Source organism: Actinosynnema sp. NPDC037264 (assembly GCF_055603705.1).
Genome location: NZ_JBVJVK010000005.1, coordinates 1 through 12,513, shown reverse-complemented (window position 1 = coordinate 12,513; position 12,513 = coordinate 1). Strand labels below are relative to the sequence as shown.

General features: G+C 72.6%; 12 protein-coding genes and 1 tRNA gene. 2 read left to right on the top strand and 11 right to left on the bottom strand.

Going from position 1 to position 12,513, the window contains the following annotated elements:
• Positions 1-26 precede the first annotated feature (26 nt).
• Positions 27-1,655, top strand: coding sequence for a DUF885 domain-containing protein (locus tag ACZ7GX_RS07990; protein WP_498774125.1), 1,629 nt, complete (start codon positions 27-29; stop codon positions 1,653-1,655).
• Between the two features lie 179 nt (positions 1,656-1,834).
• Here the strand turns inward: ACZ7GX_RS07990 and ACZ7GX_RS07985 are convergent.
• The 11 genes from ACZ7GX_RS07985 to ACZ7GX_RS07935 form a co-directional block, all read right to left on the bottom strand.
• Positions 1,835-1,908, bottom strand: a tRNA-Leu gene (locus tag ACZ7GX_RS07985).
• Positions 1,909-1,995: 87 nt separating this feature from the next.
• On the bottom strand, positions 1,996-3,093 hold the full coding sequence (locus tag ACZ7GX_RS07980; RefSeq protein WP_498774123.1) for a SagB family peptide dehydrogenase: 1,098 nt from the start codon (positions 3,091-3,093) through the stop codon (positions 1,996-1,998).
• Positions 3,074-4,192 (bottom strand): ATP-grasp domain-containing protein, encoded by a 1,119-nt coding sequence (locus ACZ7GX_RS07975; RefSeq protein ID WP_498774121.1) that lies wholly within the window; start codon positions 4,190-4,192, stop codon positions 3,074-3,076. Before ACZ7GX_RS07975 ends, ACZ7GX_RS07980 begins: the two co-directional genes overlap by 20 nt.
• A gap of 3 nt (positions 4,193-4,195) precedes the next feature.
• Entirely contained in the window at positions 4,196-4,318 is a 123-nt protein-coding gene (locus tag ACZ7GX_RS07970; RefSeq protein WP_267935188.1) for a hypothetical protein, read from the bottom strand.
• A gap of 195 nt (positions 4,319-4,513) precedes the next feature.
• On the bottom strand, positions 4,514-5,839 hold the full coding sequence (locus tag ACZ7GX_RS07965) for an NAD(P)/FAD-dependent oxidoreductase (RefSeq protein WP_498774119.1): 1,326 nt from the start codon (positions 5,837-5,839) through the stop codon (positions 4,514-4,516).
• A gap of 170 nt (positions 5,840-6,009) precedes the next feature.
• The gene (locus ACZ7GX_RS07960) at positions 6,010-6,516 is read right to left on the bottom strand and encodes a hypothetical protein (RefSeq protein ID WP_498774117.1); all 507 of its coding nucleotides are present in this window, start codon (positions 6,514-6,516) and stop codon (positions 6,010-6,012) included.
• A 96-nt stretch (positions 6,517-6,612) separates the two neighbouring features.
• Entirely contained in the window at positions 6,613-8,013 is a 1,401-nt protein-coding gene (locus ACZ7GX_RS07955; RefSeq protein ID WP_498774115.1) for a DUF58 domain-containing protein, read from the bottom strand.
• Entirely contained in the window at positions 8,010-8,981 is a 972-nt protein-coding gene (locus tag ACZ7GX_RS07950) for an AAA family ATPase (protein ID WP_498774113.1), read from the bottom strand. The genes ACZ7GX_RS07955 and ACZ7GX_RS07950 overlap by 4 nt, the downstream gene beginning before the upstream one ends.
• Positions 8,978-9,445, bottom strand: coding sequence for a hypothetical protein (locus ACZ7GX_RS07945; RefSeq protein WP_498774111.1), 468 nt, complete (start codon positions 9,443-9,445; stop codon positions 8,978-8,980). The genes ACZ7GX_RS07950 and ACZ7GX_RS07945 overlap by 4 nt, the downstream gene beginning before the upstream one ends.
• Positions 9,442-10,104 (bottom strand): DUF4129 domain-containing protein, encoded by a 663-nt coding sequence (locus ACZ7GX_RS07940; RefSeq protein ID WP_498774109.1) that lies wholly within the window; start codon positions 10,102-10,104, stop codon positions 9,442-9,444. Before ACZ7GX_RS07940 ends, ACZ7GX_RS07945 begins: the two co-directional genes overlap by 4 nt.
• A 177-nt stretch (positions 10,105-10,281) precedes the next feature.
• Positions 10,282-10,983, bottom strand: coding sequence for a uracil-DNA glycosylase (locus ACZ7GX_RS07935; RefSeq protein WP_498774107.1), 702 nt, complete (start codon positions 10,981-10,983; stop codon positions 10,282-10,284).
• A gap of 30 nt (positions 10,984-11,013) precedes the next feature.
• On the opposite strand from ACZ7GX_RS07935, the gene ACZ7GX_RS07930 reads away from it, so the two are divergent.
• Positions 11,014-12,492: a S10 family peptidase gene (locus ACZ7GX_RS07930; RefSeq protein WP_498774105.1), complete on the top strand. Its 1,479-nt coding sequence runs from the start codon at positions 11,014-11,016 to the stop codon at positions 12,490-12,492.
• The last annotated feature ends 21 nt before the right edge of the window (positions 12,493-12,513 follow it).

Below are 12,513 nucleotides of genomic sequence, written 5' to 3'. Positions count from 1 at the left end.
GGTTTCACGACGACCAGGGGGTGCGCATGGGCACGACGACGGAGTTGGCCGACGAACTGCTCGACCTGATGTTCTCGCGGGAGCCGTTGAGCGCGACCGTCTACGGCGTGCCGGGATACGACCACCTGCTCGCGGACCGCCGGGTGGAGACCGACGAATCCGCGCGGGCACGGGCGGTCGACATCGCCGACCGGGCGCGCGCTCTGCCCGCGGACGACGACCCGGTGACGCGTGCGGTGATCGTGCAGCAGGCCGAGGCGATCGTGGACGAGATCGACGCGCTCGGCGTCGAGTACACGATCACCGACTCGTTCTTCGCCCCCGCGGGCGAGCTGCTGTCGGTCATGCCGACGACCGTGCTGTCGGGGCCGGAGTCCGAGCGGGCCTACCTGGAGCGGCTCGCCGCGGTGCCCGACTTCCTGCGCCGGATCGCCGAACGGCACCTCGCGGGCGCGGCGGCGGGCCGCACGCCCGTTCAGCACCTCGTCGACGCCTCCGTGGCGCACCTGGACCGCTACCTCGCCGCCGACGAGGACCCGCTGGCCCGTCCGGTCGGCGGTGAGGCGTTCGCCGCCGAGCGGGAGCGCCTGCTGGCCGACGTGGTGCGGCCCGCGTTCGCGGCCTACCGGGACGTGGTGGCGGGCATCCAGGGCCGCCCGGACGACCAGGCGGGCTTGAGCCGGCTGCCGAACGGCGAGGCGATGTACGCGGCGCTCGCGCGGACCCGGACCACGACCGACCGCACGCCCGCGGAACTGCACCAGACCGGCCTGGACGTGATGGCGGGCCTGGCCCACGAGTACGCCGAGCTGGGCAAGCGGGTGTTCGGGACCTCCGACGTGGCCGAGGTGCTGGAGCGGATGCGCACCGACCCGGCCCTGCGCTGGAGCACCGAGGACGAGCTGATCACCGCCGCCCGCGAGGCCGTGACCAGGGCGGAGCAGGCCGCGCCGCGCTGGTTCGGCCGGGTGCCCGAGCAGCGGTGCCAGGTCGAGCCGGTGCCCGCGGCCGACGCGCCCGGCGCGCCGATCGCCTACTACTCGCCGCCGACGCCGGACGGGCTGCGGCCCGGCGTCTACTACGCGAACACCCACCGGGTCGAGGAGCGGTTCCGCTACCAGGCCGAGGCGATCGCGTTCCACGAGGCCGTGCCGGGGCACCACTTCCAGATCACGCTGGCGCAGCAGCTCACCGACCTGCCGGTGCTGCGGCGGGTCGCGCACGTCACCGCGTACCTGGAGGGCTGGGGGCTCTACACCGAGCGGCTGGCCGACGAGATGGGCCTGTACTCCGACGACGTGGCGCGGCTCGGGATGCTGGCGATGGACTCGATGCGCGCCGGCCGGCTCGTGGTGGACACCGGTCTGCACGCGCACGGGTGGAGCCGCGCGCGTGCCGTCGAGTACCTGAGGGAGAACACGCCGCTGGCGCTGGTCGAGATCGAGAACGAGGTCGACCGCTACCTCGCCGCGCCGGGCCAGGCGCTGGCGTACATGGTCGGCCGGCTGGAGATCCTGCGGATCCGGGCGGCGGCCGAGGAGGCGTTGGGCGAGCGCTTCGACATCCGCGCGTTCCACGACGTGCTGCTCGGCGGCGGGCCGCTGCCACTGGCGGTGCTGGCCGACGTCGTCGCGGAATGGGTGCGGGACCGCTGAACCCGCGCGTCATCCGATCGGACATCCGCGACTCATCCGATGTGGTGTGCCTGTTCACGGCCGCCGCACCGCGTTCGCGGGTCCGATCGGGTGACGCGATGCCGACTCGATGTCGACCGGCACGACGCACCGTTTTGGGTTCACCCGGCAGATGGGTGAAGTCGCTGTGGCGCCGAACGTGCCCCCGACGGGATTCGAACCCGTACTGTGACTCTTTTAAGGAGCCTGCCTCTACCGGTTGGGCTACGGGGGCAGCGGGGAGCCTAAGCGGTTACCGAGCGTTCGTGGGGCTACTTCAGAAGAAGTCGCCCGCACGGCTCAATGCGATCCGCTATTGCGCTCATTCGGGTAATGGCCCCAAGGCGCTCAGACCGAGTACGACTTCGTGATAAGCATCACAGCCGAGTGCTTGTTCGACGAGCTCATCCCGCAATGCTGCGGTGAAGCCGATACCAAAACCCATTGCCGTAGCAACCAGATAAGCCGTTTGGGACAGGTGTCCTACGTCCATTTGCACAACACGGTAAGCACGTGACGTGTCGTAACGCCATCTAGTCCGTTCGAGTACTCCGGTGTACGCGAGGACCAACGGCGCCTGCCCGACCCAGTCCTGGTCACCCGCCGCGGCGGTCATCTCGGCGGGCCCCCACGTCACCCCGATCGGCTCCAGCGCGTGCGCGAGCCCGTCGTAGTGGTACCAGCCCGGCTCCAGCGCCTCGACCGCCTGATCGCCACCTCCGGTGGAGGCCACCCCCACGTGCGCGTACAGCTCGACCGGGTGCCGCCCGCCGCCGGACGGGCTGGTCTTGAACACCGTGCCGGAGCGCCCGATCCGCGGTCGCGCGGGCGACGGACCCGCCAGCACCGCCAGCAGCTCGGCGACCCGCGTCAATGACATCGGCCCCGGCCCGAACCCGCGGGTCGTGCGGCGGGCCAGCAGCACGTCGAGCAGCCCTTCCGACGCCCACCTCGACGTGCCGTCCAGGCGCGGCAGCAGCACGGCGGTGCGGCCGAGGCGGCGGAACGGCGCGGGCGGCGGTTCGGCGGCCAGCTTGGCGTCCAGCACGGCGTCGTGCTCCTCCGTGCCCTGGTACGGCGCGTCGGCGAGGGTGCGGCTGGCGAAGTGGAAGTGCCGGGCCGACGTGCCCCAGTCGCGCCACCCGGCGAGCAGCCGCCGTTCCCGCTCGTGCTCGGGCGAGCCCTCCACGATCAGCACCCCGGCTTCGAGGAGCTCCTCGATCACCTTGCGCAGCGCGACTTGATCGCCCTCGGCCAGCGGCGCGAGCAGCTCGTCGACGTCGGTGAACCCGGTGAACTTGCGGCACAGCAGCTCGGCGGTCTCGCTGATGGCGAACTGGCGGTGGTTGAGGTAGTCGTCCCACACCACGGCGCCGTCGGAGTAGAAGAGCGTCGCGTGCTCAGCGACCTTTGCCCGCACCCAGCAGCTCCTTGAAGCGCGCCGCGACCCACTCGTGCACGGCGTCGGACACCCGCGAGTCCTGCGCCCGGTGCTCGAACCACCGCCAGTCGCAGTTGACGTTGACCTCCAGGAACACGTGGTCCCCGCCGGAGACGAGCAGGTCGAACGCGGCCACCTGGAGCCGCCAGTGCCTGGCCAGCGCGAGCAGCCGGTCGGCCAGCCCGCCGGGCACGTCGACGGGCGTGACGCGGACCGCCTCGGGGTCGACCCACAGCTGCGCCGGGTCGAGCTTGTCGACCTGGAACGCCAGGCACCGCTCGCCGACCACGAACACGCGCAGCTCGGTGTCGGAGGGCACGTACTCCTGCACGATCACCGGCGCGGACTCCGGCACGTCACCGGAGCGGCTGGTCTCCAGCGGGCGCGGGAACAGGCCGTGCTGCATCCCCGGGCGCGGTTCCAGCAGGTGGCGGCCGGAGGTCTTGACGATGCACCGCCCGCCGCCGGGCCGAGTGCGGCCGGGTCGGGTGGTGACCGTGGTGCGCGGCACCTTCAGGCCGAACGAGGCGGCGTCGGCGAGCTGGGTGAGCCGGTTGAGGTGGGAGGTGTTGCGGCTGGGGTTGACGTGCGCCCAGTCGCCGCGGCTGGAGAGCCAGTCGGCGACCGCGCCCCACTGGTCCACCGCGTACGCGCCGGCCAGCGTGCCGGGTTCCAGCGGCAGCGCGGTCAGCTCGAAGTGCCTGCGCCACACCAGCAGCGGGCGCAGCAGCCAGCGGTCGAGCTCCAGCAGCGGCTGGTCGGTGTAGACGGTGAGCGGGAGGTCGACCGAGCGGTCGGCGTCGATGCGGGCCATCCGGATGCCGCGTTCGGCGAGCGCGATGGAGAGCTCGTTCATCTCCATGTCGGCGGCCCGGGCGAGGACCAGCACGCAGGGCACGGGGCTGCCGTCGCCCTCGTCCACCATGCCGAGGCGGTGGACCTGCTCCTGGAAGTCCAGGCACTTGGGTTGCGACCGGAAGAGGTAGTCCTGGCCTTGGAGCAACAGCGGGGTGGGTTTCACCGGTCTGGCGGCCTCGGGTGGGGGGACGGTCTCGTTCCCCCACCCGGAGACGGTCATGACTCAGTCGTCTTTCTTGCTGCAAAAACGCTTTTCGGCGGTGGCGTACTCCGCGGAGTACTCCGCCAGCGCACGATCCTCGATCTCACCGCGGCGAAGCTGTGCGGCCAGCTCCTCGAGAGACATCGCGGTCACCTCTCTCCCCACTGATGCATCACACATTCAGGCGATACACCAGCTGTATTCTCGGGTTCACGTTACGCAATGTCAAGGCGACGCGCAGCGCGTTAGCCCGTCTGGGGGCTCAAGTGAGAAGGCTGGTCCAGACGGCCCCACGCCTGCCGCGCCCGAACGGCGCAGCGTGCGCGGGGCCGTTCGCGCTCAGCTCTTGGTGGCCCGGTCGAACTCGGCCTTCGGCTCGTGGATCTGGCCGAGGGCGACGACCTCGCGGCCCGAGAACAGCGCCTGGGTCCAGTCGACGAACACCCGGAACTTGCGGTTGACCGTGGGCATGAACATCACGTGGTAGCTGCGGTGCATGAACCAGGCGACGACGCCCTTGAACCGCAGGCCGAACACGTCGGCCACGCCCTTGTAGAGGCCGAGGCCCGCGACCGAGCCCAGGTACTTGTGGAAGTAGTCCTTGGGCTGCTTGCCGCGCAGGGCAGCGATGATGTTCTTGGCCAGCAGCTTGGACTGCCGGATGGCGTGCTGCGCGTTGGGCACGCAGGTCGCCGTCGGGTCCTCCTCGGTGCGCGAGAGGTCCGGCACGGCCGAGCAGTCGCCCGCGGCCCAGACGCCCGGCAGGCCGACGACCTGCATCGCCGCCGTGCACCGGACCCGGCCGCGCTCGTCGAGCGGCAGGTCGGTGTTGCGCAGCATCGGGTTCGCCTTCATGCCCGCGGTCCAGATGATTGTGTCCGAGTCGAACTCGGTGCCGTCGTCCAGGACGACGTGGCCGCCCTCCATGCTCTTCACGCGCGTGTCGAGGTAGCACTTGATGCCGCGCTTCTCGAGCTGCTCGACGGTGTAGACGCCGAGCCGCGCGCTCACCTCGGGCATGATCCGGCCGGTGGCCTCGACCAGCACCCAGTGCATGTCGGACTGCTTGAGGCCCTCGTAGTAGCGCAGCGCGTAGCGGGCCATGTCCTCCAGCTCCGCCAGCGTCTCGATGCCCGCGAAGCCGCCGCCGATGACGACGAAGCTCAGCAGCCGCTTGCGCAGCTCCGGGTCGTTCGTGCTGGCGGCCTGGTCGAGCCGCGACAGCACGTGGTTGCGCAGGTAGATGGCCTCGCCGATGGTCTTCATGCCGATGCCGACCTCGGGCAGGCCCGGGATGGGCAGCGTGCGCGAGATGGCGCCGAGTGCCGAGACCAGCACGTCGTACTCGAACTCCTCGACGTGGCCGTCGGCGAGCTCGACCGTGACGGCCTTGCGCTCGTGCTCGATGCGGGTCGCGCGGCCGGTGACGACGTGGCAGCGCTTGAGGACCTTGCGCAGCGGCACGACGACGTGGCGCGGTTCGATGGAGCCGGCCGCCGCCTCGGGGAGGAACGGCTGGTAGGTCATGTGCGGCTGGGGGTCGATCACCGTGACGGACGCCTCGCCGGAACGCAGCTTCTTCTGCAATCCCAGCGCGGTGTACATGCCGACGTACCCACCGCCGACAATCACGATCCGTGTGGGTTGCGACTTCACAGCAGCCATACACACATGGTCGCACCGGGCAGGGCTTTCCGGCGCATCGAGCAGGCCCGTTGTGACCACAGTCGCCGCGTGATTGCCGACACGCAGCCGCTGACCTGCGCGGCTGGGTGAACGTGCTGAGAGGAACGATCCAGACGGTCAGCTCGCGCTGAGCCCGGAGGGGGTGTTTCTCAGCCTTTCCGACGCATCAGCAGGACCGTTCCGACGACCAGTCCGACCGCGCACACGAGGCCGACCACCTCGACCGCCGCGTCCGTTCGGCCGCCCGGCAGGAGGAGTACCACGACACCGAGGGCGAGCACGGAGAGTTGCACGGCGGCGAACCTCTTCGCGGGGGCCTTGAGCGCATCCGGGTGAACGCGCGAGCCGGCCGGGACGACCGCCGCGTAGGCGGACAGGACGTGCAGCAGGTGCAGCAGCACGACCAGCGCGAACACGCCGGGCCACGACGGCTCGTCGGTGGTGACCACCATCGCCGCCGCCGGGTACCCGATGACCAGCGCGACCGCGGCGGACGCCGGTATGGCCGCCGCCACGACCACCAGCGCGCCGTACAGCGCCAGCGCGGGCCACTCGACCCCGTGCACCGCGAGTACCGCCGCCACACCGCCCGCGACGAGCACGATCGACGCCCGCAACACCCACGCCGGCAGCCCGGCGCCCAGCTCAGCCCGCACCGCTCCCCCGTCCCGGGCGTCCGACTCGGGGTACCCGAACGGAGGACACGGCCGTCCTGGGCGTTCGAGACGCGGGGCCTGGGTTCGACGTTCGCGTCACCGGGACACCCTCCTCGCGGTCCGGGCGGCACGCAGCACGCCCGCGATCGGCGCGCCCCACGGCAGCACCGCCACGCCGTGCTGCCGCATCGCCTCCAGCCGCACGTCGTGCTCCAGCCGGATCACCTTCAGCACCGCCTCGCCCCACGGCGTCTCACCGTCGGCGCGCAACGGCGACGGCAGCACGTCCACCGCCAGCACGAGGTTGCCCCGCCGCGCCGCGTGCACGGCCAGCTCCACCACCTCGCCGTCCAGGAACGGCGACAGCACCACCACCAGCGCGCCGTGCGGCACCTGCTCGGGCCGCAGCACGGGCCGCTGCGCCCACCCGGCCGACCGCGCGCACACCACGAGCTGGTTGCGCAGCCGCAGCAGCTGCCGCCGCCCCGCGCCCGGCCGCGCACCGAGCTGCGGCCGGCCGAGGTCGACCAGGCCGACCCGGTCGCCCTGCCGCAGGTACCCCGCCGCCAGGGACGCCGCCGCCCGCACGGCCAGGTCGAGGCTGCCGCCGGGCCGGGCCGTCGTGCCGCGCGAGGTCAACGACCACTCGCCGAGCGACCGGCCGGAGACGAGGCCCGCCCTCGCCCGCACCGGCGACGACCAGTCGCCCAGCTCCGCGCCGACGTCCTGCCGCGTGTCCAGTGCCAGCACGACGTCCGCGTCCGCCTCCGCGTGGTGCTCGCGGACGTGCAGGTTCGTGCCCTCGGCCGACCCGGCCATGCCGGCGGCGCGCAACGACACCCGCCAGTCGATGCGCCGCAGCCGGTCGCCGGGCTGGAACGCCCGGATGTCGCGCAGCTCCACCGAGTCGCCCGGCCGCCGCGCCCGGTGCGCGCCGACCAGGCCGACCGCCCGTGCGGGCAGCAGGCCGGCGGGCAGCGCCTCGACGGGCGGCAGGATCACCCGACCGCGTTCGGGGGCCGTCACCGGACCGTGCACGAACAACGCGTCCGGCCCCGCCACCAGGTGGTCCGGCCGCAGGTCGACGCCCTCGCCCCACGCGTCACGGCGCAGCACGACCTCGATCTCCCGCGCCGACGCGGCCACCAGGTGCACCGGGCCGATGCCCTCGCCGACACCGGGCAGCCGGATCGCCATCACCTCGGCGCCCTGGCCCGGGTCGACCTCCACCACCGACTTGGCCGCGCCGACCTCGCCGGTGCGCGGCAACCCGCGCACCCGGACCTGCGGCGTGCCGACGACGGGCGTGACCAGGGCCACCAGCGTCGAGATCAGCAACGGCGCGCCGAACAGGACCAGCTCGACCTCGTGCAGCAGGCCGCCGAGCACCACCATCCCGACGCCCAGCGCGAGGCCGCGCACCAACGCGTCGGTCGGGTGCCAGTGCGCGCCGCGCCCGCTGGTGAACGCCGCGCGCAGCCGTTGCGCCCGGCTCACGACCGGGCGCTCGCGGGCCCGGCCACCCGGCCCAGCAGCTCGGTCACGACCTCCACGCCGGTGACGCCGGACGTCCACGTCTCCGGGCGCAGCGTGAGCCGGTGCGCGAGGGCGGGCACGGCGCACTCCTTGACGTCCTCGGGCAGCACGAAGTCCCGCCCGTCCAGCACCGCCAAAGCCCGTCCGACCAGCACCAACGCCTGCGCGCCGCGTGGTGACGCGCCGACCTCGACGGCGCCGTGCGCGCGGGTCGCGGCGGCCAGGTCCACGCAGTACCGCAGCACGTCGTCGTCCACCGACACCTGCTCGACGCCGTGCTGGAGCCGGCGCAGCCGGGCCGCGTCCAGCACGGGCTCGACCTCGGTCTCCTCGCGTTGCCGGGTGAGCCTGCGGCGCAGCACCTCGACCTCCTCGGTGGGCGGCGGGTAGCCGATGTCCAGCCGCAGCAGGAACCGGTCCAGCTGAGCCTCCGGCAGCGGGTAGGTGCCCTCGTACTCCACCGGGTTCGCGGTCGCCAGCACGTGGAACGGGCGGGGCAGGGCGAACGTGCGGCCCTCGACCGTGACCTGCCGCTCCTGCATGGCCTCCAGCAGCGCGGACTGCGTCTTCGGCGGGGTGCGGTTGATCTCGTCGGCCAGCAGCAGGCCGGTGAACAGCGGACCCTCGCGGAAGGTGAACTCGCGGTCGCCCGGGTTGTAGAGGAACGAGCCGGTGACGTCGGCGGGCAGCAGGTCGGGCGTGCACTGCAGGCGCTTGAAGTCCAGCTTCAACGCCTGCGCCAGCGACCGCGCCATCAACGTCTTGCCCAGGCCCGGCACGTCCTCCAGCAGCACGTGCCCGCCCGCGAGGATCGCCGCCAGGGCGAGCCGCAGCGACCGCTCCCGGCCCACGACCACCGTGCCGACGGCGGCCAGCACCGCCTTCGCCTCGGCCGCGATCGCCTCGACGCCCACGTCGGTTCCGGTCACAGGTTCTCCAACAGGTCGGCGAGCTTCGACGGCTCGGGCAGCGGCGCTTTCGGGTCGGTGAGCAGGCGGTGCAGGTCGGGGCCCAGCACCTCGCGGGCTCGCGGGTGGTGGAGGTCGTGGATGCCGTGCACCTGCCGCAGCCGTGCCTCGGCGAGCCTGCGCAGCCGGGGCTGGACGCGGACGGTGAACCGGTCCTGGTCGACGGCGGCCTCGGCGAGGCGGCTCGCGAGAGTACTGGCCTGCACGGACGTGGCGGTGGAGAGGGTGGCGGGCTGCTGCGCCCACACGACGTCCGTCGCGCGCGGCAGGCGTGCGACGAGCAGCGCCAACCCGCCGACGGGCAGCGCGAGCACCACCGCCCACAGCCACGGCGCGCCCACGCGGACCAGCACGAACGCCGTGACGGCCGCGACCGCCACCGCCAGCACGACCGCGCGTCCCATCCCGCCGACGAGGGCGTTCACCGCAGGTCCCGCACGATGTGCTCCAACGCCTCGGTGGCGGTGCGGGCGTCGGCCGCGGTGACCTCGGCCGTGCCGAACCGGGCCCGCTGGTAGACGCGGCGCAGCGTGCCGGTCGCGTGCTCGTCGACCTGGTAGCGGCGCAGCAGGTCGCCGGTGAACTCGGTGGCCGTCTGGTGGCCCTCGCGGGGCGCGCCGCTGTCCTGCGCGGCCCGTTCGAGGGTGAGCCAGGCGGCGATCACGGCGTCGCCGGGCGGTCCGCTCGTGCCCTCGCGCAGCTCTTCGAGGGCCTCGGCGGCACGGCGGACGAGGATCGGCGGCGGCGTCGCGTGCGCCTCGGGCAGGTCGGGCGCGTCGACCGCGGCGCCCACGCCACGCCGCCGCCGTCGGCGCCGGAACACGCCGAGCGAGATGAGCAGCGAGACCACGCCGACCACCGCCACCGCGATGAAGACGATCACGAGGACCAGCAGCGACCCGGCCGCCGCGGAGGGTCCCACCTCGGTGTCGAGCGGCGGGCTCGAGTCGGCGGTCGGCGGCGGGGCGTCGTCGCCACCGGCCGGGCGGTCCTGGTAGCGCACCGGCGACGTGCCGCCTGCCGCGAGCGCGATGAGGACGAGCGCGGACCCGACCGCGAGGACGAGCGCGAGCCGGGGCTTCATGGACCAAGGATGCCTGTCGGCCACGTCCGGTGCGGGTGGTTTGACCCCGACACGGCCAACCGGGTCAACGGCCTGGTCCGCGCCGTCCCCGACGACGAGCGTCGTGACCGCGTCCGGGCCGAGAGGCTCGGAGCCGTCGGGCCCGACGATCGCGTGGTCGGCCCGGCTGCCCACGGGCTACAGGACGCCGGCAGCGGTCCCGGCGGCGCGCAGGACGTCTTGCAGCATGGGTGCGGTGAGCCTGCCCGTGAACGTGTTGTGCGGGCTCACGTGGTAGCAGCCGAGCAGGTGCAGCGGTTCGCCGCCGTCCTGCGCGGGCAGGGTCAGGTGCACGCCGTGGCCGAAGACCGGGCGCGGGCGCGGCACCTGCCAGCACGCGGCCAGCGCGGGCAGCGCCGCCTGCCAGCCGAACGCGCCCAGCACGAGCACCGCGCGCAACGTCGGCCGCAGCAGCTCCAGCTCCCGGATCAGCCACGGGCGGCAGTTGTCGCGTTCCTCCGGGGTCGGCTTGTTCTCCGGCGGCGCGCACTTCACCGGCGCCGTGATCCGGGTGCCGATCAGCTCCAGCCCGTCGCCCGGGTGCGCGGCCGTCGGCTGGGTCGCCAGGCCCACCGCGTGCATCGCCGCGTACAGGAAGTCGCCCGAGCGGTCGCCGGTGAACATGCGGCCCGTGCGGTTGGCGCCGTGCGCGGCCGGGGCCAGGCCGATGATCGCCAGCGACGCGTCCGCCGGCCCGAACCCCGGCACCGGACGCCCCCAGTACTCCTGGTCGCGGAACGCCGCCCGCTTGACCCGCGCCACCTCCTCGCGCCACGCCACCAGCCGCGGGCACGCCCGGCAACTGGTAACCCGTTCGTCAAGAGCGGAAAGCGGGAGCACCGGCGGCGACTCCGATCGTAGAGTTCGACCATGACCGACAAGGACAACGGCGACGAGCAGGCCGCCGCGGACAACGGCGACGAGAAGGACCTCCCTGCCGACGACCTCGTCACCACCCAGCACAGCATCACCGTCAAGCGGCGCAAGCTGAACTACACCACGACCACCGGTCGGGTGGTGCTGCGCCAGGAGGTGCTGACCGAGGGAAAGTTCGACGGGCACCTGCCGAAGGCCGAGGTCTTCGTCACCGCGTACACGCTGGACGGCGCCGACCCGGCGAAGCGGCCGGTGACGTTCGCGTTCAACGGCGGCCCCGGCTCGTCGAGCGTGTGGCTGCACCTGGGCCTGCTCGGACCGCGCCGGGTCGTCTCCGGCGACGTCGGCGCCCTCACGCCGCCGCCGTACGACCTGGTCGACAACACCGAGACGCTGCTCGCGCACAGCGACCTGGTGTTCATCGACCCGGTGTCCACCGGCTACTCGCGGGCGGTGAAGGGCGAGAAGCCCGGCCAGTACCACGGCTTCCAGGGCGACCTGGAGTCGGTCGGCGAGGTGATCCGGCTGTGGACCTCGCGCAACGGGCGGTGGATGTCGCCGAAGTTCCTGGCCGGCGAGTCGTACGGGACCACGCGCGCGGCCGGCCTGGCCGACTACCTCCAGTCGCGCTACGGCATGTACCTCAACGGGCTGATGCTGATCTCGTCCGTGCTGGACTTCACCACGCTGGACTTCAGCGAGGGCAACGACCTGCCGCACACGCTGTTCCTGCCGACCTACGCGGCGATCGCGCACTACCACGGGCTGCACGGCGACCGTTCGCTGGAGGACGTGCTGGCCGACGCGGAGGACTTCGCCTCCCGCGACTACCCGTGGGCGCTGGCGCGCGGCAACCGGCTGTCCACTGAGGAGCGCGCGGCGGCGGTGGCGCGGCTGGCCGGGTTGACCGGGCTCAGCGAGGACTACGTGGACCGGGTGGACCTGCGGGTCGAGCACGTGCGGTTCTTCACCGAGCTGCTGCGGTCGCAGCGCAAGGTCGTCGGCCGGCTGGACTCCCGGTTCACCGGCGCGGACGCGGACTACGGCCGCGAGCACTTCAGCGAGGACCCGTCGTACTCGGCGATCCTCGGCCCGTACACGGCGGCGCTCAACCACTACGTGCGGGCGGAGCTGGAGTACGAGAACGACCTGCCGTACGAGATCCTGACGATGAACGTGCGGCCGTGGTCGTACAAGGAGTTCGAGGGCACGCACGTGACGGTGGCGAACAAGCTGGCGTCGGCGATGCGCGCCAACCCGCACCTGAAGGTGCACGTCGCGTACGGCTACCTGGACGGCGCGACGCCGTACTACGCGGCCGAGCACGTGGTGGCGCACCTGCAGATCCCCCGGGAGCTGCACGCGAACATCGAGGCCGCGTACTACCCGGCGGGCCACATGATGTACGTCCACGAGGAATCGCGAGTGGCGCAGTCGAAAACCCTTGCGGCGTTTATAGAATCTGCTTCATAACACCGTTTCGATCATGAGGCG

Bases quoted from the DNA above. Each gene is read 5' to 3' on its own strand.
- ACZ7GX_RS07965 (WP_498774119.1), bottom strand. From the start codon at position 5,839: ATGGCTGCTGTGAAGTCGCAACCCACACGGATCGTGATTGTCGGCGGT.
- ACZ7GX_RS07970 (WP_267935188.1), bottom strand. From the start codon at position 4,318: ATGTCTCTCGAGGAGCTGGCCGCACAGCTTCGCCGCGGTGAGATCGAG.
- ACZ7GX_RS07930 (WP_498774105.1), top strand. From the start codon at position 11,014: ATGACCGACAAGGACAACGGCGACGAGCAGGCCGCCGCGGACAACGGC.
- ACZ7GX_RS07940 (WP_498774109.1), bottom strand. From the start codon at position 10,104: ATGAAGCCCCGGCTCGCGCTCGTCCTCGCGGTCGGGTCCGCGCTCGTC.
- ACZ7GX_RS07990 (WP_498774125.1), top strand. From the start codon at position 27: ATGGGCACGACGACGGAGTTGGCCGACGAACTGCTCGACCTGATGTTC.
- ACZ7GX_RS07975 (WP_498774121.1), bottom strand. From the start codon at position 4,192: ATGACCGTCTCCGGGTGGGGGAACGAGACCGTCCCCCCACCCGAGGCC.